A 22,275-nucleotide genomic window follows, 5' to 3' on the forward strand; every position below is an offset into this window, starting at 1 on the left:
GCTGTACGAAGGATTTCCAACAATTTTGGATTTGGGATTTCTGATTTTGGAAAAAAATATGTTCTTATCTAGTCCAAAACATAGTACTGAACCACTAGTTTCTTGGAAAGCAATTCTAATCCGAAATCAAATAAAGGTTCTTGTTCCTGAAAAATCCTCTCTAAATTCTTTGGGAGTACAGCCGTTTCGAGCCTTGAATACTCTATTAAAATAGGACAAGTTATTGAAACCCGTTTGGTAAGATATTTCTGCAATAGTATGCGTAGTATCAATCAGTAAGCGAGAAGCGTGTCCAATTCGGATTTCGTTAAGGCTATCTACAAAGGTTTTTCCAGTACGTTTTTTGATAAATCTACTAAATGAAACTTCGGTCATTCCTACCAATTTTGCCATTTCTTCAAGCGTAATATTTTTGTCATAATTCGATTGCATATACTCAAAAGCCTTTTCAATGCGCCGACTGTTGTAGGACAAAGATTCATTTGAAAAAGAAGTATTTGAGAGTGTTCGCATATTTCTCGAAATCGACAAATCATGTAAAATAGACATTAGTTCAAGCACCGAATCGAAGCCACTTTTTTGATGTAAGTTCAAAAAACGATGCTTTAAGGCTAGCGCTGTTTCGGGCGAAAACAGAATACCTTTGGAAGAACGTTCCAATAAAGTTCGAATAAAACTCAACTGGTTTCTTTTCAAGAATTTTTCATCAAATAAATCTCGATGAAACTGGATGGTAACCTCATGAATCTCTTCGCTTTGGCACTGATGGGTAAACCAAGCATGTGGCAAATTACTTCCAACCAATACCAATTCCAACTCATCAATACTATCGGAGTGGTCACCAATGATACGCTTGGCATTTTTGGCATTCATGATAAAGTTGATTTCAAACTCTTCATGCGTATGTAGCGGAAAGTTGAACTCTTTTTTTACTCTAGAAAAAAAGGTAAAGCAATCACTTTGTGTCAGTGGCGTAATTTCTCGGATAATTTTAGTCATAATTTTAAAGAAAAAGAAAGAATACTTGGATAATAATATTGTTTATAAAAGATAAAAAAGTATTGTTAATTGGAGATATTTTTATTGAATAATCTTGTCAAAAATAGATAAATATTTGTATTTTTTTGTTGATAGTCCTGTTTTTTTTAAGTTAATATTGAAATAAGTCTATTGTTTTTTTACAAAGAGTTCTTTTAATGTTATAAATAGATAAAATAGTATTATGTTATTCGTAGCTGAGGTATATAATTTTGTTATGTTAAAATATCAATAATTTATTCTCAGATAATAATGAACATGAAAAAACTACTATTCTTTTGTTTTCTGTTCTTGGGTAGCATTTGGTCTACTTTGGCACAGGAACAACGAACAGTTTCGGGTAAGGTAACCGATGAGTCGGGTGAGGCATTGCCTGGTGTAACTGTAAGGGTGAAAGAAGTCCAGAGTGGAACTGCCACCAATGCGAAAGGTGAGTACGCTATCAAAGTGGCTATTTCTGGTAAAACCTTAGTGTTTTCGTCTGTTGGATACAAACCTACTGAAGTCGCAATCAATGGACGTTCTACCATCAATATTTCCATGATTGCTGATAACAAAAATCTACAAGAAGTAGTAGTGATTGGTTATGGTACCGCCAAGAAAAATGAGGTGACCTCTTCTATTGCCTCGATTGGCGAAAAAGACATCAAGAATTTGCCAGTTCCTGGGGTAGATCAAGCGCTCCAAGGTAAAGTAGCTGGGGTAACAGTAACCAGCAACGGTGGACAGCCAGGTGGTGGGGTGTCGGTGCGTGTGCGCGGTATTACAAGTGTGAACGGTAACGAACCGCTATATGTAATTGATGGAGTACCCATCCTGAGTGGTAGAAGTAGTATTTCGCAAGACCAATTGGGCGGTATGGCTGGTCAGTCGGTACAGAGTCCTTTGGCCGCACTTAACTCGAATGATATTGTATCCATTGATATTTTGAAAGATGCTTCGGCACAAGCAATTTATGGTGCTTTGGCTGCTAACGGAGTGGTTTTGATTACTACGAAAAAAGGAAAGAGTGGTGAAGGAAAAATTTCTTATGATGTATATTACGGGATGCAAGAAGTACCAAGACGTTTGAAATTGATGGATTTACAACAATATGCCAATTATTTCAACTCTTTGGTTCCTGAAATTCGCAATAGTGGTGCTGGCAACTTGGATACCTTGGGCGAATTCAGAAATCCTAAAGTATTGGGGCGTGGTACAGATTGGCAAGATGCAATTTTCCAAAGAGGATATATTCGTAATCATCAATTGGCATTTTCGGGTGGTTCAGATAAGACAACGTATTATTTCTCTTTAAATAACTTTGAGCAAACGGGTACGGTTATCGGTTCTAAATTCGAGCGTTTTGCATTGCGCGCCAGTATCGACCAACAAGTTAAGAGCTGGTTGAAGGCGGGTATTAGTGTAAACCTCTCTCGTTCGAACCAACGTATAACTTTGACCGATGGCTCAGATGCAGTAATTAGCGTAGGCTTGTATAATAGCCCTGCGTCACCTGTAAGAGGCTTTGATGGACAGTACGCTTCGGTAGTCTCGATTGGTGGTGCTACTTTTGGTAATCCCAACAACCCTGTTGCCTTGGCAGAAATGCGTAAGGTGACGGCTATTCAAACGAAGGCTTTTGGGAATCTTTTCGCAGAAATTAATTTTACTAATTATCTAAATTTACGTAACGAGCTGAACTATGACTTTACGATGAGTCAAAACTCAGCATTTCAACCTTATGTTCGTAATGAAAATACAGGTTTGATTATTCTTTCGCCAAGTAAGTTGGTAGAAGATCGTGGTACGAGCTTGTATTGGGCTTTGAAAAACTATTTGACTTTCAATAAAGGTTTTGGCAAGCACTGGATCAACGCAGTGGTTGGTCATGAAGTTTCAGAGTCTAATTATGACCAAGTTACGGCTTCTCGACAAAACCTAACGCTCAATCTTGAATCTTTGAATGCTGGTGAGGGTGGTACTACTCAATCTATCGGAGGGGGCAAATACCCTTGGGCTATGGAGTCGTATTTTGGACGTGTAAATTACTCTTATAATAACCGCTACTCTATTAGCGCCTCACTTCGTCGCGATGGTTCTGCTAGTTTTGGTCCTAACAAACGTTATGGCTATTTCCCTGCTGCATCGGTAGGTTGGACGGTTTCGGAAGAAGCTTTTGCAAAAAAATGGGACTTGGTAAGTTACCTCAAGCTAAGAGCAGGAGTTGGTGCCGTGGGTAATTCTAGCGTTGGAGGCAATAACCTCTATACTACTAATATTCGTTTGTTTTCGACGGCACCTTATGGCGCAGGGGGTATCCCTCAAAACGTAGGAAATCCAAACTTGGCTTGGGAGTCGGTTGTGACATACAACGGTGGTATTGACCTTTCGATTTTGAATAAACGTATTGATGTAACCTTGGACGTTTATAAGAAGATTTCGACCAATATGTTATTACAAACGCAATTGCCTGTTTCTTCTGGTTTAGGAACGGCTTGGAACGACATTAACTCTCCTTGGACTAACGCAGGAAAAATGACCAACACAGGTATTGATATTGGTGTGACAACTTATAATATTCAGAAAAATGGTTTTTCTTGGAAAACCAACTTTGTATTCTCTCATTACAACAATATCCTGAACGAATTGAATGACGCTTCTGCTTCGATTCGTGGATATAAAGAGTATGGAGATGCCGTTTTGGTAACGAATACCATGGTAGGACAGCCAGTAGGTACTTTCTATGGTTATGTGACAGATGGCCTGTTCCGCACGATGGAAGACTTGAATAAAGACGGTGCAAAACAAGGTTTGGATGTAAAACCAACAGGTACATGGTTGGGTGATGTGCGTTATAAAGACTTGAATGGTGATGGTGTAATCGACTCAAAAGATGTAACTATTATCGGTAATCCTAATCCTGATTTTACTTATGGTATCACCAATACATTCAATTACAAAGGTTTCGACTTTTCTATTTTCTTGAATGGTAGTCAAGGTGGACAGATTTTGAATTATACACGTCGTTTGACTGAAGGTATGACCAATCCGTATTGGAATCAGTTGGCTACCGTATTGGATAGATATACCTCTACTAATACCAACGCTACTTTACCTCGTTACAATCAGTGGCATAACAACAACTTCCGCGTGTCTGACCGTTTTGTGGAGGATGGTTCTTTCTTACGTATTCAGAATGTTTCGTTTGGGTATAATCTTCCAAAAGATTTGATTAAAAAGGCGAAGTTGACCAATGCTCGTCTCTATGTGTCGATGCAAAACTTGTATACCTTCACCAAGTACACAGGCTATGACCCAGAGCTTGGTTCGTTCAACAATAATATTCGTTATATGAATGTGGATGATGGACATTATCCAAACCCTCGTACATTCACTATTGGAGGTAACTTCGAGTTCTAGTAAGAGATAACTGTTTTTTTGTCATGAAAAAACTTTTCATGATAAAAATGCTTAGACCTCAGAATCCTTGAATTTTAATTTTGAATTTTCAGATGAAAAAAAATATAATCGCTTTATTATTAGCTGCTTCTGGACTTATGTCTTCGTGTAAAGAGGACTTTTTGGACAGACCTTCACAAAACGGTCCAACTTTGGATACCTATTACACTACAGCGGCACAAGTAAATGCAGCAACAGGCTTGTTGTATAATACGATTTGGTACGAATGGCAAGACAAAGCCTACCATGCCATTGGTGAAGTATTGAGTGGAAATATGTATACTGGCGACCCCAAATACAATTCATTTGCCAACTTTACGGTACAGTCTACCGACGAACAGGTTTCTCGTTCTTGGTATGCTTTTTACAAAGTGGCGGGCAATGCAACGGTTTTGATTCAGACTTTCGAACAGAAAAAATCTCAAGTGGCCGATCCTAGCTTTTTGACTCAGGGGGTAGCCGAAGCACGCTTTATGCGTGGAATGGCCTATTTTTACTTGGCACGTGTGTTTGGTGATGTACCTATAATTTCTGACCCTGTAGCACTAGCTAATTCAGGAGACTACAAAGTGCCTCGTTACCTCCAAAAAGATGTATTACGTTTTGTGGTAGAAGATTTACAATATGCAGAACAAAACCTCCCAGAGGCGTCTTATCAGCCTGGTCGTGTAACCAAGTTCTCCGCCAAAGGAATGTTGTCAAAAGTATACTTGTACATGAACGACTATGCTAATGCGAAAGCAAAAGCTGCTGAGGTAATGAATTCTCAGAAGTTTAGTCTTGTGTCGGATTACGGGGCTATGTTTACTAGCTCCAAAATGAACAATAACTCAGAATCTTTGGTAGCCTTGCAATGGTTAGCTGCTGGAGGGTATTCTATTGGTAACCCTATCCAAGCCTATGTCGGCCCAGCACCATTACTAAAGCCAACTACAGGCGCGGGTTGGTCGGCCATTATTCCTTCGATAGATGTGTTAAACTCTTATGAATCGGGCGATAAAAGACGTAGATGGTCGGTAATGGAACACGGTTTTACACGTACTGATTGGACAAATGTAAACTTTCCGAATGGTTTTAAATATGACACTACTTGGACAAGTAGCACCGATGATGCCACCAAAATCAAGACGCCAACACGTTCCAATGCCTTGAAGTATATCGTAGGGCCTGGTTCAAACGGTGAAAATGTCAACGGAACATCAACGGATATTTGTACGTATTTGCTCCGTTATGCTGATGTTTTGTTGATTTATGCAGAAGCAACTATTGGCGCAGGTACAAGTACAACAGATGCCTCAGCTTTGGAGGCCTTTAATAAAGTACATACGCGTGCAGGCTTATCACCTGTGACTTCTCTAACAAAAGATCAATTATTAAAAGAAAGACGAGTAGAGTTTGCTTTTGAAGGTGACTACTGGTTTGATATTCAGCGCCAAGGTTTTGAAAAAGCGAAGCAATTATTGGCTAATCAAGAACGTGGTATCTATAATGGAAATGGCACAATCAATTCGATGAAAGTATCGATATCATCGGCTTCTCAATTGTACTTGCCTATACCTCAGGCCGAAACGGTGTCAAATCCAAAATTGTTAGAACCTGCTATTCCTTATTATAAGTAGGAATATAAGCAAGCCATAACCGAGGAGTTTTGTACCACAAAACTCCCAGACTATTACTAAAAATCTTTTATTGATATGAAAAATACATTCTTTAAAATAGCGACAGCACTTTTTGTTACAGGAACGGTTTGGCTATCTTCTTGTACAAGCGATGATGCTGTAAATGCTGTGCCTGTGGCAGATAAACTTGCCCCAGATTCGGCTTCGGGTGGTTCGGTATTGACACTAACGGGCTCAGGTTTAGGAGAAATGAGAACAATTGTTTTTGATAATGGCAATGTTCCGGCGGCTCTCAACCCTGCATTTAATACAGATAATGCCATCGTTTTTCGTGTGCCAGACACGGCGTTTGGAGGTACTCAAAAAATTATTTTTACCAATAAATACGGAAAATCCGTAGCTGTGCCATTTAGAGTAATTGCTTTACCTATCGTGACAGAATTGTCCAATACCGATTTTACCAAGGGTACTCAGGTTACGATAAAAGGAAACAATCTTAACGATGTAACGAAGGTTGTGTTGGCAGGGTCTACGGCCGAAGCAAAGGTAATTTCTAAAACCAAAAAACAAATGGTGATTGAAATGCCTGCTTCTACTTCGACTCGCTCTAAACTTACGATTACGAACTCCTCTGGTACTATTACTACCCAACAGGAATTGGTAAGTGTCGATAACAACTATGGTTTCTTCAAAGATGGCTTCGCCGACGGTATCGACAACTGGTCGTGGGGTGGAGACTTTACGGCTTCTACCAAAAACGTATGGACTGGAACACGCTCACTTGAAGCTGCCTATAACGGTTCTTGGGGAGGACTAGCCTTACATTCAAGTGCTGGTGTTAGTACAGCAGGAGTAAATTACTTGACATTCTGGGCAAAGGGGGCTGATATCGACCGTCAGGTTTCTATCAAAATCAACTGGGCAACAGATAAGGTTGTGACCATTCCTGCTAATGTTTGGACTTACTTCAAAATTCCAGCAACAGGATTTTTGACTATGCCAGTTATCAATGATTTCGTATTCCAAATTCATGACGATGGCAAAACAATTTATTTCGATAATATTCTTTTGGTAAAATAAGATTTGGTTGATTCTTTATTCAAATCAAAAAAGCCACCTCTGTTTGGGGTGGCTTTTGATTTTATGTCTATTTTGTTTTATAAAAGTGTTAAAAAGGTATTATTTTCATTCTTTTGATTTTTACACTTAATAATGAAATATAAAAATCAAAAATTACTATTTATATGCTTATAATATCACATTTAATCTTCTTTTGCTATCATGAATTGTTTTTTCAGTGTTATAGATTGATAAAATTGTATTATATATTAGTTCTATTTGAAGTGTAATTTTGTCTTAGTCAATGAGAGAAAATAATGCAACTTTTCAACGAAGTTTTAAGCGTTTTTTCCGAAAAACTCAATACAATATAAGTACTATCGTGGAAGAAAAACAAAGATGAAAATCTATGGAAAATTCATCTATTTTAATTCCGTATATCCAATTGAACCCTTTCAGAATATCAATCTATATCAACCGAAAAAAATGGTTAATGCAGTAATGTTGGGCATTTATTCCTTCAAAAGGCCGTAAATTGCCCAATCATTCTTCACTTAACTTAAATTTTAGTTTATGTACAAGCGTTTATTTTTTTTGATTGGAACATTAACCATCCATTTTTCGGGCTTCAGCCAGTTGGCGCCTATAGATACCAAGGCTACTCCAGCTACTCTTCATCTTTACCAACAACTTTGGAAGTTAAGACAGAAGGGCATTATGTTTGGACAGCAAGACGCCTTGGCGTATGGGCTCAATGCCGATAAAACCCGCTGGATAGGCGATGCAAATCGCTCGGATGTGAAAACCGTTACAGGAGATTTCCCTGCGGTAATTGGGTATGATTTAGGGAAAATAGAGTTTGATTCTGTAAATAACCTCGACGGTGTGCCTTTCAGCAAAATCCGTCAAGATATTCAACTTACACATCAACGAGGAGGACTAAATACTATTTCTTGGCACTTGAATAACCCAACAGACCCCAATAAAACCTCTTGGGATAAGGCGGATTCTACAATTGCTAAAATCTTTTCTGATCCAAAGGCTTTACAAACGTATAATTCTTGGCTCGATAAAGTAGCGGTATTTTTAGCCTCACTGAAAGATACCAAAGGGCAGCCAATTCCTGTACTTTTCAGACCATTTCATGAGCATACTGGTTCTTGGTTTTGGTGGGGAGCAGGCTTTTGCTCGCCTGAGCAATACAAAAAAATATGGAGATATACTGTTTCGTATTTGAAAGATACCAAAGGGTTACATCACTTGTTATACGCCTATTCGACCGACAGATTCGAGACAGAGGCTCATTATTTGGAGCGTTATCCAGGCGATGATGTGGTAGATTTGGTGGGTTTTGACTACTATCATCGTGATGCACCAAAATCAAATGATGAGTTTAAAAAGCAATTATCTCGTATGCTGCACACGTTAGAAAATATTGCTGAGAAAAAGCATAAGCTTACCGCCGTAACCGAAATGGGACTTGAACAAATTACAGTGGATAACTGGTGGACATCCATTGTTTGGGATAGTATCAAAGATTCCCACCTGAGTTATATATTGGTTTGGCGAAACGGGCGCCCTGACCATTTTTATAGTCCCTACAAAGGACATACAAGTGCTCCAGATTTTGTCAAATTCTATCGTTTACCTCAAACCTTATTTAGTAAACAGGTGAAAGCCTTGAAATAGCATTTTCACAAGGATATGGAGTTTTAAGTAATAGAAAAGATTAAATTAATAGTATGTCTGAGGCAAAATTTGCCTATAACCTTTTGATTATGAATATCTTCAAAAAATCAATATGCTATTAACTAATAACGTTTTCCTACTTATGGCTATTTTTTAATAATCTTTTTCTATCTCTTTCATTAAAGCATAGTTGTCTAATACTATGCCCAAAGAACCCCCAAAAGCGAGAATGAAATTACAGTTAATCGATATACTTATTCTAGTTGGCTACCTCTTAACCATGATTTTCATTGGCTTTTATATGAAAAATAAAGCCAAGAAAAATAAAGACAGTTATTTGATGGGAGGGAAGTCTTTGCCTTGGTACATGCTTGGCTTAAGCGATGCCTCCGATATGTTTGATATCAGCGGAACGATGTGGATGGTGAGTTTGTGTTTTGTGTATGGTCTCAAAAGTATCTGGATTCCATGGCTTTGGCCATCTTTTAATCAGGTATTTATGATGATGTTTTTGAGTAAATGGCTCAGAAGAAGCAATGCCAATACAGGCGCAGAATGGCTGAGTACTAGGTTTGGAACAGAGGGAAAGGGTGTTCAGGCGTCTCAAATTATTGTGATTGCTTTTGCCTTAATTAGTTGCTTTGGTTTTTTGGCTTATGGATTTGTAGGCTTAGGAAAATTCGTTGAAATATTTATTCCTTGGGAGGTTGTACAGCCCTACATTCCTTTTCAGGTTTCTGCACAGTACATCCCTCATTTTTATGGTGTGGTATTTACCTTAATTGCTACCTTTTATTCAGTTTTGGGAGGTATGCATAGTATTGTATTGGGCGATGTAATCAAATATGCCATTATGACCTTGGCGTGTATGGCGATTGCTTTTATTGCGATGAGTCATTTACAAGGACAAAGCTTGGTGTTGCCAAATGGTTGGAAAACGCCATTTTTTGGCTGGGAATTAGGTCTGGATTGGAAGCCTATCTTACCAGAAGTACACCAAAAAATTGAATCTGACGGCTATGGTATTTTCGGAATATTTTTTTCTATGATGTTGCTCAAAGGTGTTTTTGCTTCTTTGGCAGGACCGGCACCAAATTATGATATGCAAAAGATTTTGAGTACCCGAAGCCCAAAAGAGGCGAGTAAAATGACTGGCTTTGTTAGTATTATATTGTTGCCTATTCGCTATTCTATGATTATTGGCTTGACGGTTTTGGCACTTTTATATTATGCTCAACTCAATGTAAAAGATGCCACGGGCAATTATGATTTTGAGTTATTGTTGCCAGGAACTATCAATGCCTTCATGCCTGCTGGAATCTTGGGATTGGTGATTACGGGTTTGATGGGAGCATTTATGGGTACATTTAGCGGTACGCTCAATGCCGCCCAAGCCTATATCGTGAACGATATTTACCTAAAACACATCAATCCACAGGCTAGTACCAAGAAGACTATCCAGATGAATTACCTTGTTGGTTTGGTCGTCGTAATTATTGGTATTGTTCTTGGCTTCATGGCAAAAAGCGTCAATGACATTTTGCAGTGGATTGTGGGTGGATTGTACGGCGGTTATGTAGCGGCCAATTGCCTAAAATGGTACTGGTGGCGGTTCAATGCCAATGGTTTCTTTTGGGGAATGGCAGCGGGTATTTTGGCAGCCTTATTAATGCCCTACTTTACAACGGGTCTACCATTGTATTGGTGGCCATTGTTATTCGTAATTTCTTTGACTGCCTCTATTCTTGGCACTTTGGCAGCTCCACCAACAGACGCTAGGGTATTGAAGAAATTTTACACAACTGTCAAACCTTGGGGATTTTGGCAGCCTGTATTAGAAGCTGTCAAGGTAGAAAATCCTGATTTTGAGGCTAATAAAAACTTTAAAAAAGATGCCTTCAATGTGGTTTTGGGCATCATTTCTCAATTATGCCTTACCTTACTTCCTATGTATTGGGTACTAGGAATGCACGAGGCTTTGGCTATCGATTTGGGCATCATGCTGGTGGTAAGTTTTATCCTAAAACGAACATGGTGGGATAAATTAGAGGATTAACCCTAGAGACCTTGCATGCAAGGACTACAAAAGAATTGGAAATGAGGGCGTTTAATCGAAGATTAGTGGAGGGAACTATCGCTACCAACTAGTTTACATTTAACGAATAACGTTTTTACGAGGTATTAACAAATATAAATGAAAGAAAATGAATGCATTGTTTCAAGAAAGATTAGCGCAACTTCAACAAAATTACGAAGCGTTAATAACCAGAGAAAATGAACCCGAAAAGCTTGGAAATGGTATTTATAAAAGGTACCAATATCCCATCCTGACAGCACAGCATACACCAATTTTTTGGCGATATGACCTCAATCCCGAAACCAACCCGTTTTTGATGGAACGTTTTGGAATCAATGCAACATTCAATTCTGGGGCTATTAAGTTAGACGATAAATATTTGTTGGTAGTACGTGTAGAAGGTTTAGATCGTAAGTCGTTTTTTGCAGTTGCCGAAAGTCCGAATGGGGTTGATAATTTCAAATTTTGGGATTTCCCGATTACCATGCCCGAAACCGAAAATCCTGACGGTAATGTGTATGATATGCGTGTGGTTCAGCACGAAGACGGCTGGATTTACGGTTTGTTTTGTACCGAACGTAAAGACCCAAATGCCAAAATCGGTGATGAATCTTCAGCAGTTGCCCAATGCGGCATTGCTCGCACGCGTGACCTCAAAACATGGGAGCGTTTACCCGATTTGATTACGCCTTCGCCGCAACAGCGCAATGTGGTACTTCATCCTGAGTTTGTGAATGGCAAATACGCTTTTTATACACGTCCACAAGATGGTTTCATCGAGGCAGGAACAGGGGGAGGAATTGGCTTTGGTTATGCCGATTCTATGGAAAATGCAGTGATTGAAAAAGAGTTTATCGTAGACGAAAAACGTTATCATACGGTTTATGAGGTGAAAAACGGACAAGGGCCAGCACCAATCAAAACAGAAAAAGGTTGGCTTCATTTGGCGCATGGCGTTCGTAATACTGCCGCTGGTCTGCGTTATGTCTTGTATGTATTTCTGACAGATTTGAAGGATTTGACTAAAGTAATTCATAAACCTGGCGGTTATTTTATCGCACCAGAAGGCGAAGAAAGAGTTGGGGATGTATCCAATGTGGCTTTTGCGAATGGTTGGATTGCCGATGAAGATGGAAAGGTTTTTATTTATTACGCTTCCTCCGACACTCGTATGCACGTAGCTATATCTACCATTGAGCAATTATTAGATTACGTGATAAATACGCCAGAGGATGGTTTCCGTTCGGCAGCTTCTGTCGAAACCTTAACAAAACTGATTGAATCAAATCAAGCGGTTTTAATTTAGTAAGGAAGGTTCGGTTTTCTAGTGGTGAGTAAAATGAAGTTATTGGTTAACTGTATATCGGTTGTTGAATTGTATTTATAATCAACAATATACAATTACGTTTTATCACTGATATCTGAGTGATTTAATCATTCTGGTAACTAATAATATAAGACTTTATGCCATTAGAAAACCAAACATCATAACAAAGTAAAGCTAACACTATTATAAATGCTTGAATTTAAAAAACAGTTATCTCAGGAGTTAAAAAACATCTTGACTTTTTGGGAAAATTATACCGTAGATACAAAAAATGGTGGATTTATTGGAAAAATGAGCCACCAAGGGCAAATAGACCCCAACGCTATCAAAGGAGGAGTGTTGAATGCCAGAATTCTATGGACTTTTTCAGAAGCCTACCATTTTACCCACGAGCCAAGGTATCTTACTTTGGCTCAACGTGCTTTTGATTATCTGAAAAATTACTTTTGGGATACTCAACACGGTGGCGTTTTTTGGGCTGTGGATGCTCTTGGAAATCCTTCCAATACTCGAAAGCAAATCTACGGACAGGCTTTTGCGATGTATGCTTTTGCAACATATTATAAAGCTACACAAAATAAACTTGCGCTAAATTTGGCAATTGAGCTATTTGAGTTAATTGAAAAAAATAGTTTTGATACTGTCAATGGTGGTTATTGGGAAGCTTTCTCACAAGATTGGCAACTTCTAACAGACTTGAGGTTAAGTGAAAAAGACCGCAACGACCCCAAAACTATGAATACGCATTTACATATTATCGAGGCGTATGCATCTCTTTATTTGGTTTGGAAGGATACGCGATTGGCTTCAAAGCTTGAGCATTTGTTAGAGATTTTTAACAAACATTTTATCAATCCTAAAGGTCATTTGAATTTGTTTTTCGATGCAGAATGGCATATTCAATCCTCTGCTATATCGTTTGGTCATGATATCGAAGCTGCTTGGCTTTTACAAGAATCTGCTGAAATAGTAGGCAACCAAAAATGGATAGATATTTTCAAAGAAAAAGCTATCTTAATGGCAAAAGCTACCTTAAGTGGGATTCAAGCAGATGGAAGTTTGATACATGAATATAACCCCGTTTCTCATCATGCAGATACGCATCGCGAATGGTGGGTAAGTGCTGAGGCTATGGTTGGTTTTTACAATGCTTTTCAGTTGACCAAGAACCCAGCATATCTTGAAGCTACCCAAAATACTTGGGAATTTGTGCAACAAAATCTCATTGATAAAAATCAAGGTGAATGGATTTGGGGAAGATATGAAGATGGAAGTTTGATGGAAACTGAGGATAAAGTAGGTTTTTGGAAGTGCCCTTATCACAATGCACGTGCATGCATGGAATTAATCAAGCGGATAACGGCAGAATAACATAAATAAATTCAAAGAATGTGCTAGCTTTATGTTTATCCAAAAATTAGCGATGGTGAAACACTGGTTCTCATTTCTGATAAAGGATACCCAATTAACTAGTAACTTCCCCCAAACAATCTTACCCGATAAATATTCTATGAAAAAACTATTTCTTTTTTGTCTGCTGTTGACCTCTCAGTCCCTATTGGCACAACTTAAATTGGCCAAAGTTTTTACTGATTATATGGTTTTGCAGCGCCAAAAGCCAATTCCTGTGTGGGGATGGGCCAAACCTAATGAGTCAGTTGTGTTGACTTTGGCAGGGCAAAAGCAAACTACGCAAGCCAACCAAGAAGGAAAGTGGATGGTGAAATTTTCTCCTTTAGAAGCAGGTGGGCCTTTTACGCTAGAAGTTCAAGGGGGAGGCGAAAAAATTGCTTTCAACGATGTGCTGATTGGCGATGTTTGGCTTTGCTCGGGGCAGTCAAATATGGAGTGGACTGTAAAGCAGGCAGATAATTTTGTAAACGAAAAGAAAAACGCCGACTATCCTAAAATTCGTCATTTTTTTGTAGAACATGAAGTTACAACACAACCTCAAACAGATTTGAAATCGGGTGAGTGGAAAGTGTGTAATAGTCAAAATGTGGGTGATTTTACGGCAGTTGGTTATTTCTTCGCTCGTGAGGTTTTTCAAAAAACAGGTGTGCCAATAGGACTTTTGCATAGCTCGTGGGGTGGTTCGCAGGTAGAAGGTTGGATTAGTAAGGAAGGAATGGAGATGTTCGATGAACTAAAACCCTATGCTCAAAACCTTCCGAAAAATTGGCAAGAGGCAGATATGCGTTTGGAAGAAAGTATTAAAGAAAAATTACTCGGAAATCCAAAAGCAGTTATCACACTTACCGACGAACAGCAGTACCTAAAACCTGGTTATGATTTTTCGAAATGGCATACGGGCAGTGCCATCGGTCAATGGGATTGGCAAGGAATCTGGGCGTGGCGTGGGAATGGGTTTATAGCTAAAACGGTAGAAATTCCCGCCGAAATGATTGGCGAAGTAACCACCTTGGGTTTAGCAGAAAGTTTTTCAGAAAATCAGGTATATATCAATGGAAAGCTCGTTTTCTCTGGAATTTTGAAAGGAATTCGTAAAATTGTGGTTCCTGCTAATACTTGGAAAGCGGGTAGCAATAGCCTTATGATTAAAATGAATAAAACCATTGAGCCTTCTTGGTATGGTGTGGGTATGATGGGAAATGCAGATGATTTGTATGTGAGTTCAGAAAAGCAAAAGGTGGCTTTGGGCGGTAATAATTGGAAACTAATGCCCGCTTTTGCTGAGGAGCACACTTTTGCACATTCGAGCAATAATATCGGAACCTACATTTACAATGGCATGATAGCGCCACTTTTGCCTTTCGCCATCAAGGGTGCTCTGTGGTATCAGGGCGAAACCAACGCGGGTCGCTCGTACCAATACCGCAAGTCTTTTCCACTATTGATTAACGATTGGCGCAGACTGTGGAATGACGAATTTCCTTTTTATTTTGTACAACTTTCAAGCTTTGGCTCTTACCAAAATAGTAACCAAGGAAGTGGTTGGGCAGAGTTGAGAGAAGCCCAAACGATGACTTTGAGCCTGCCAAAAACAGGTATGGCTGTTACAACGGATATTGGTAATCCCAAAGATATTCACCCAACCAACAAACAAGATGTTGGTAAAAGGTTAGCTGCCGAGGCACTAAAAAATACCTACGGGTTGAATATCGTTTCGGCTGGGCCTATGTATGCTTCTGTTAATTTTGAGAAAGGAAAGGCAACAATTTCTTTCAAAAATGTAGGTGGTGGCTTAATGATAAAAGATAAATTTGGTTACTTGAAAGGTTTTGAAATTGCAGGTGAAGACAAAGTTTTTTACTACGCAAAAGCCGAAATTCAGGGAGATAAAGTACTAGTTTACCATCCAAAAGGCGCAAAACCTGCTTCGGTGCGTTATGCTTGGGCAGATGCACCCGAAGATGCTAACCTGTTCAATCAAGAAGGTTTCCCCGCTTGCCCATTCCGTACAGACCAATGGAAAGGCGTGACCGAAGGGGTGAAGTTTAAATAAAATCTGTTGTAGAGGCGTTGTGAGCAACGTCTCTATTTTTTCCTAAAGCTTATGAGAAAAGTATTCATTTTCGGGCTAGTCATTTTACTAGCCCTTACCGAAGGTTTTGCCCAAACTATTGCCAATTTTGAAGTTGGAGGACAAATTCCTAGTTTTTACTATGGAAAAGATGCCAAAGTTGTCAATAATCCCGACAAGCAGAATAATACGACTAATCAGGTGGGTTACTACAAAAAAGAAGCAGGCAATTGGAAGTTTGTCAGTTTTACTTTTGGTAAAAAAATCAATACGCAAACCAAAGACGTCCTAAGTCTATGGGTTCGAAGCTCAACGAAAGGACGTGTCTATCTCAAATTATGGAACGGAAATACCGTAATGACTGAAAATTGGGTTAATGAATATGCCTTTATGCCGAATCCAAACACTTGGACACAAGGAAAATATGATTTGTCAAAGGTTCAAAATCAAGAATTTGATAGAATAGAACTGGCTTTATCTGTCGATAATGAAGCCGAGGCCGAAGCGTATTTTGACGAGTTAAAGCTGTATAATAGTGCATCTCCCAATGATGAGCCAGTAGTTATTTTATCGAAGGTAAACTCGAAAGTACAAGTAGGACAAAGTATAACATTTGATGCCTCCAAATCTTATGATGTAAATGCATTATCCTTAAATTATATTTGGAGCTTTTCGGATGGAAGTCAACTAAGTGGAAAACAAGTATCTAAAACCTTTAATAAATCAGGTAACTACCAAGCGCAACTGACGGTGACAAATACACTTGGCTTGATAACTAAAAAAAACCTACAGATTTATGTCATAGATCCAACGCAAGCTTTGAGCGAACCTCGTTGGTTGAATACTGCTTCTGAAACAAATCAAAAAATTGAAGCGGAGTTTGTTTCGCTCAAAGATTTTACAAATCCTTATAACCCTGACGAAGTAACCGTGGATGCCGTAGTTACACGTCCAGATGGGAGTAAACAAAATGTTCCTTGTTTTTATTGGATAAAAGGTTTCTATCAAAATTCTCAATGGCGTATAGATTCTACCCAGCAAGCTTGGCGCTGGCGCTATGCTTCAAATCAAGTTGGACAGCACCAAGTAGTATTTACTTTGAAGGATGCAGAGGGTCAAAAAAGCACTATCCCTTATTATTTTAATGTGAAAGCTTCTTCTCAAAAAGGGATTATTCAAAGAGATACAGATTCGAGGCAACATTATCGTCATCAAACGGGTGAGCCTTATTTCCCACTTGGCATCAATGTCGGATGGGATTCTCAGTCGAACTATTTTACTATTTTTGAAAACTTAGCCAATGCAGGTGCCAACTTTGTACGATATTGGCAAGTGCCATTCAACCGTCAAGCACTTGAATGGAAAAACGATGGTTATACTGGCGGATTAGGCAAGTACAGCCAGCAAGCGGCTGCCATGCAAGATTCTATTTTAAGCCATGCCGAAAAACGGGATATCCGTTTGCAATTGACGCTTTTACAACATGGTATGTTTTCAGAAAATGTTAATTCCAATTGGAGTGACAACCCATACAATGCTGCATTGGGTGGCCCCCTAAACAAAGCAGAGGAGTTTTTTTATAACACCATTGCCAAGCAACAAATCAAGAAATTATTTCGCTATGTGGTTGCTCGTTGGGGTTATTCTTCCCATGTCTATGCGTGGGAACTATTCAATGAGGTACAATTTACAGGAAACCATCCCAATCAGTCTGCCGCATGGAAAACGGGCGTATTGACTTGGCATGACGAAATGAGTCAGTATATCAAGTCCATAGACCCTTTTAATCATGTCGTAACTACCAGTGCCGACGACCAGCAATGTGTGGCTATGGATAAATTTGTGGGACTTGATAATGTGCAGTATCACCTATACAATACCAATTTGCTACCTGTTCAAAATCAACAAGATAAGCATTTTAAAGAAACCCTCACAAAAACAGGGATTATCAATGGAGAGTATGGACTTGATGTAAATACCGCTGATGTGCCTTTTGACACCCAAAGAATTGCCATCTGGACGGGCATCTTGTCGCGAGTTCCACATTTGATGTGGCTTTGGGATAACTATAAATCAGCAGATTGGGCAAACTTATTCGCAATTCCTGCTAAGTTTTTACAAAGTAAAGATTTCGTAAAAGAAAAAAAACTTCAAGATTGGAACCCTGTTATCAATACCAATAATTCGAGTCTGACTACCTTGGGACTGAGTACTGACAAGGGGGCGTATTTGGTGGTATATGATAACCAAAATAAAGAGAATATTTCGGGAGTAAAAATTGATTTAACGACTATCCCCGCAGGTATTTACGACCTTAAATTTTGGAATGTTTTGACGGGAGAAACAACTATTCAAAGCAATTTTAATAGTATCCTGAGCGGAGGAGCAATAATATTACCTACTTTTTCAAAAGCCATTGTCATAGAATTTGTTTTTAAAGAAAAGGTTACGATAACAGGTTTGGAGGGCGAAAAACAAGGCCTTATTAAGGCTTATCCTAATCCTTTTCAACATGAACTAAGCATTGATATTCTATCCGCAATAGGAGGGAATGCTCACTTAATTTTTTATAACAGTGAGGGAAAAGAACTAATACAACAAAACATTAACCTTAGAGCAAATCAGGAGCAAAAAACTGTTTGGGATTTGAGTAATCTGAAGCTCAATACGGGAATCTACATCTTAAAACTACAAGTTGGGCAACAACAATGGACACAAAAGCTACTGAAGAATACAAATTTCTGAGGGAGTTACTTCGACAAAAAAAGAGCCGTTGCATGCAACGGCTCGCTGAAAAAGATAGCTGTAACTCGTGTTATCAAAGACTAGACTTATTAGGAATTAGGCAAATAGTCCTACTATTTTAGATGTCATTTGATTGAAAGCCCACGAACGAACCTATGAATCTAATTTTACCTTTCGATTACCAATTTTTCAATAATTCCTCTGCTTCCTGTTTTCCAAAAATATCTTCATTACTTTCTGTAATTTCAATGAAGATAGTTTTAGCTTTTTCTTTCTGACCCATCTGTAATAAGGTAATTGCTTCATAAAACTTTCCTTTATTTTCCAATAATTCCTTGTTTTGCGCAATTCTTCCAAAAACACTCAAGGCTTGCGGATATTGTTTGAGTTGCAAGTGGCATAATCCCTGATACTCCAAGGCTTGGGTATTGCTTGTAAGTTGTTTGAACAGTGCAAGTGCTTTTTCGAAAGCTCCTTCGTTATAACAATTTACCCCTTGAGATAAGACATCATTTTGATCAGACATGGTTGTGGGTAAAGTGCTCAAATTATCTTTAATATAAAGCCTAGCGTATTCCTCTGGAGTCGGAGTTTGATTAATAAAGAGAATACCAGTTAAAATAATGACAACAGCCGCCGCTGCAACGCTTACCAACCGTATCATGCGCCCTTTCTGTTTTTGCTTAAGTGAATAATACAAAGACTTTAGGCGTTCTTTTCTTTCCATTTCAGATAAGTGTCGCATTTGTAAGTAAAAAGCCACATCCTTGGCAAAAGAAGGGTCACTCTGTATTCTTTGATTGGCTTGAGCGTTTTCTTCTTTAGAAAGTCGGTTTTCACAAAAATCTTCAATGTATGCTAAATGATTGCTCATACTTGTGTTGAATTAAATACTAAATCTTTAAGTTTTGAAAGACATCTCTGACGCGATGACTTAACTACATCTGTACTATTGTAGGCCAAAGAATCCATGATTTCTTCGTCGGTAAAACCCTCGTTCCAAAGTTTGAGAAGCAACTGACATTTTTGCCCTATTAGCTCTAGCTTTTGGTAAATCAATTGAATTTCCGACTGTTGTATCAAACTTTGTAGAATTGTTTGATTATCAGGGATAATCGCCGAATAATCGTTTAAATCGATAGTTTGAAGCCCAGTTGATTTATTAGTCGTAGTTTTTCGGTATTGGTCAACACATTTATTCGAAAATATTTTAAAAATAAATGTTTTAAGTTCTGAACGCTGCTCAAAACTCTGATTTTTGATTTGCTTTATGGCCGCTAAAATCGTATCAGAGTACACATTGATAGATTCTTCCTCATTTAGCCCATGTTTTCTGATACCTAATTTCACTAGGCTCGAAAATCTTTCGTACAGGATATTTTCATAGCGTCGACTCTGCAAAGGGTCGGTTTGTAAACCAATCACAAGGTCTTTGTCTGAGAGTTTTTTAAAGGAGAATGAAATCATAGTTTAAATCTTCGGAATAGTAGCACATATTAAAGCGTATGGTTAATCGAGCTCGAAATTTAGTCAAATTTAGATATACCTACCAAGTAATTTTTTAGGATTAAGTGAACGGTAGTTGCTTTTCCTAGATTGGGGTATTTGTTAGATGTTGAATTTTAAGATTCTTTGGAGGATAAAAATATTTTCAAAATATTATAGCTTGATTATCAATTACTTCGAAACTTTTTTAAGAAAAAAACCACTTTTTTTAAAATCATTTGTTTACCTCCAATTATATCTCCCGACTAATACTAATGAAAACCAAATCAAACGAAATATAATCAATTATATAGTCAATTTGAATACCATTAAACTTTATACGCTCATGAATATAAATACCACATCCTCGTCAAAATTGTACATTGACCGAAACAAGGTAGCTATCAATTATGCCGATATTATTTGTCTGGAAGGTGATGAGAACTATACTATTATCTACTTATCAAATGGCAAAAAGTTTTTGTGTGCGCGTACACTCAAGGATATTACAAATAATATTCATTCAGAGGAGTTTTTTAGAGTTCATCGATCATTTTGCATTAATTTGAATCATATTCGTAACTACAAACGCGCAGATCAGGAGGTGGAGATGTCAAATGGGCATCGTATAGGGGTTGCGAGGCGAAAAAAAACATCGTTTGAAAAACAGGTTTTAGATTTTTGGAATACAGAACAAAAATATTGAAAATACAACAATTAAATTAGTGGTTAGGTAATCGTGTACATCCTTCAGTTACTGACTGGAGGATGTCTATTCAACCTCAAATTTTGATTCTTGTAGATGCAATATAAAATTATAGAAGTATGTAATCGTGCAGAATAAGATTTATGTTCTGTATTGAAGGCATAAGGCAAAGCGTGTTAAATTGTTTTTTATTAACAATAGCTGTGTTTTCGCCTAATGCTTTACAAATAAATTTTGTTTTGATTATTAACTTAATAATCAAAAGATTAGTAAATTCAAATAACTAGATTTACCTCTAAGAAATTTACTTTAAAATGCCTATCGTACCTAGACAAAAGAAACGCTTCTAATGCTATTTATCTATTAAATTAATTTACGTAAAAGGAAAGATTAAATTGATAGTATCTTAAAGGTAAAATACAATGTTAAGTTATTGGTTATTAGTATATTATAATATTTTCATGCTATTAACTAATAACGTTTTCGTACTTACACTTAAATAATTTGATATAGAAATCGGTTTTTTGATTCCAATAAATTTTGATTTGATATAAATAATTTTCTCATCCAAGTATTCTTGCAAAATAGTATTTAATAAGTTTGGTTATAAGTTTCTGATTATTAATGTATTGTATTGATAGTTTGTTTGCTTTGATTCTATCCACTTTGGGTTTTAGCAATAGATTGTAGGCTGGAGTTTTCAAAATCTCTTCAATAGACCGCATCCTTTGCTTTTGCCAAATGACCCTGATAAATCGCTGAAAGCCTGATAAGTTAATTCAATTTTGTAAGATTACATAATTTACCCTATTTCATAGATGAAAGCACAATTCTCAACGTTAACCCTCTTTTTCTGTCTGACTTGGGTAAGTCTCAAAGTTTCAGGACAGAGTTGTTGTCCAAGTTACATTCAAAACTATGTTGAAACTGCCTCATTTCCTTATGATGGTTTCGGAGTAGACAATGTACAGTCATTCTTGATTCCTTCGGGGGATAAGATTCCACCAAATATGGGTCCTGAAGCCGAAGCAAATGCCAAGACATTTTATAGTATCCTCAATCAGTCTTATGTGTATGTGAAGCCTGATCCGAAAAACCCAGTTCAAATTGTTCAGAAAAACTCTTTTTTGATTCCTAAATCGCCCAATGAACAGTTTTTTATGAAGTTTCAACAAGTAAAAACTTGGGGATTCGACAGCCGTTATAATACCTTTGTTGAATTTAGTGCAGATGGTGGTCAAAGCTGGACTACAAAATTTATGGACTTAAGTTTGATGTTCATGGGAGAGGAAATCTGTATAGAATATCATATCAATTACAAGAGTATTCTGGCTGCTTTCCAAAAATTAGACCCAAGAATGACGCTTGAGAAACTGCTGACTACACCCTTGAACTATCGTTATAACTATGTTCCAAAAACTAGCACTGAGAAAAAGGAATATCTCAGAACCCATCCGCATTTTGTCAAACTTACGGCAGGTTCTTCTGTAAAAAATATGAACTTCCTTCACCTGTTGGTCGATGGAGAGGATGGCACCGGAGTGACTGGCGGTAGCACAGGTTCTGGTTCGCTGGCACCACCTCCTCGCTAATCGAAGATTTGTG

Annotated in this window: 14 protein-coding genes; 11 read left to right on the plus strand and 3 right to left on the minus strand. The window is 38.0% G+C overall.

The genetic code is table 11. The features are described from left to right. Positions 1-126: 126 nt before the first annotated feature. Positions 127-999, minus strand: a complete 873-nt coding sequence (locus ACOVQ4_RS10945) for a helix-turn-helix domain-containing protein (protein WP_421820683.1) — start codon at positions 997-999, stop codon at positions 127-129. A 297-nt stretch (positions 1,000-1,296) separates the two neighbouring features. Here ACOVQ4_RS10945 and ACOVQ4_RS10950 point away from each other — a divergent pair, with 297 nt between their 5' ends. The 9 genes from ACOVQ4_RS10950 to ACOVQ4_RS10990 all read left to right on the plus strand — a co-directional run bounded on the left by ACOVQ4_RS10950 (position 1,297) and on the right by ACOVQ4_RS10990 (position 18,479). After that, on the plus strand, positions 1,297-4,440 hold the full coding sequence (locus tag ACOVQ4_RS10950) for a SusC/RagA family TonB-linked outer membrane protein (RefSeq protein WP_421820684.1): 3,144 nt from the start codon (positions 1,297-1,299) through the stop codon (positions 4,438-4,440). A gap of 92 nt (positions 4,441-4,532) precedes the next feature. Then, positions 4,533-6,098 carry a RagB/SusD family nutrient uptake outer membrane protein gene (locus ACOVQ4_RS10955; RefSeq protein ID WP_421820685.1) on the plus strand — a complete coding sequence of 522 codons (1,566 nt, stop codon included), beginning with the start codon at positions 4,533-4,535 and terminating at the stop codon, positions 6,096-6,098. Between the two features lie 75 nt (positions 6,099-6,173). After that, positions 6,174-7,178 carry an IPT/TIG domain-containing protein gene (locus tag ACOVQ4_RS10960; RefSeq protein ID WP_421820686.1) on the plus strand — a complete coding sequence of 335 codons (1,005 nt, stop codon included), beginning with the start codon at positions 6,174-6,176 and terminating at the stop codon, positions 7,176-7,178. A 552-nt stretch (positions 7,179-7,730) separates the two neighbouring features. After that, complete coding sequence (locus ACOVQ4_RS10965) at positions 7,731-8,846, plus strand: glycoside hydrolase family 26 protein (RefSeq protein ID WP_421820687.1); 1,116 nt, start codon at positions 7,731-7,733, stop codon at positions 8,844-8,846. A 229-nt stretch (positions 8,847-9,075) separates the two neighbouring features. Beyond that, positions 9,076-10,902 carry a sodium:solute symporter family protein gene (locus ACOVQ4_RS10970; RefSeq protein WP_421820688.1) on the plus strand — a complete coding sequence of 609 codons (1,827 nt, stop codon included), beginning with the start codon at positions 9,076-9,078 and terminating at the stop codon, positions 10,900-10,902. Positions 10,903-11,050: 148 nt separating this feature from the next. After that, a complete protein-coding gene (locus ACOVQ4_RS10975) occupies positions 11,051-12,229 on the plus strand; it encodes a glycosidase (RefSeq protein ID WP_095163917.1) in 1,179 nt (392 codons plus the stop codon). A gap of 210 nt (positions 12,230-12,439) precedes the next feature. After that, complete coding sequence (locus ACOVQ4_RS10980) at positions 12,440-13,621, plus strand: AGE family epimerase/isomerase (RefSeq protein ID WP_421820689.1); 1,182 nt, start codon at positions 12,440-12,442, stop codon at positions 13,619-13,621. Positions 13,622-13,760: 139 nt separating this feature from the next. After that, positions 13,761-15,716 carry a sialate O-acetylesterase gene (locus tag ACOVQ4_RS10985; protein WP_421820690.1) on the plus strand — a complete coding sequence of 652 codons (1,956 nt, stop codon included), beginning with the start codon at positions 13,761-13,763 and terminating at the stop codon, positions 15,714-15,716. Between the two features lie 51 nt (positions 15,717-15,767). After that, on the plus strand, positions 15,768-18,479 hold the full coding sequence (locus ACOVQ4_RS10990) for a PKD domain-containing protein (protein ID WP_421820691.1): 2,712 nt from the start codon (positions 15,768-15,770) through the stop codon (positions 18,477-18,479). A gap of 178 nt (positions 18,480-18,657) precedes the next feature. Here ACOVQ4_RS10990 and ACOVQ4_RS10995 read toward each other — a convergent pair whose 3' ends face one another. Both ACOVQ4_RS10995 and ACOVQ4_RS11000 read right to left on the minus strand, forming a co-directional pair. Beyond that, a complete protein-coding gene (locus ACOVQ4_RS10995; protein ID WP_421820692.1) occupies positions 18,658-19,353 on the minus strand; it encodes a tetratricopeptide repeat protein in 696 nt (231 codons plus the stop codon). Next, on the minus strand, positions 19,350-19,946 hold the full coding sequence (locus ACOVQ4_RS11000) for an RNA polymerase sigma factor (protein WP_421820693.1): 597 nt from the start codon (positions 19,944-19,946) through the stop codon (positions 19,350-19,352). The genes ACOVQ4_RS10995 and ACOVQ4_RS11000 overlap by 4 nt, the downstream gene beginning before the upstream one ends. A 364-nt stretch (positions 19,947-20,310) precedes the next feature. Here ACOVQ4_RS11000 and ACOVQ4_RS11005 point away from each other — a divergent pair, with 364 nt between their 5' ends. Next, positions 20,311-20,670, plus strand: a complete 360-nt coding sequence (locus ACOVQ4_RS11005) for a LytR/AlgR family response regulator transcription factor (RefSeq protein ID WP_421820694.1) — start codon at positions 20,311-20,313, stop codon at positions 20,668-20,670. 818 nt (positions 20,671-21,488) lie between these two features. Continuing rightward, the gene (locus tag ACOVQ4_RS11010; protein ID WP_421820695.1) at positions 21,489-22,262 is read left to right on the plus strand and encodes a hypothetical protein; all 774 of its coding nucleotides are present in this window, start codon (positions 21,489-21,491) and stop codon (positions 22,260-22,262) included. Positions 22,263-22,275 lie beyond the last annotated feature (13 nt).

It is taken from the genome of Flectobacillus sp., from assembly GCF_049240685.1.
Classification (GTDB): Bacteria; Bacteroidota; Bacteroidia; order Cytophagales; family Spirosomataceae; genus Flectobacillus.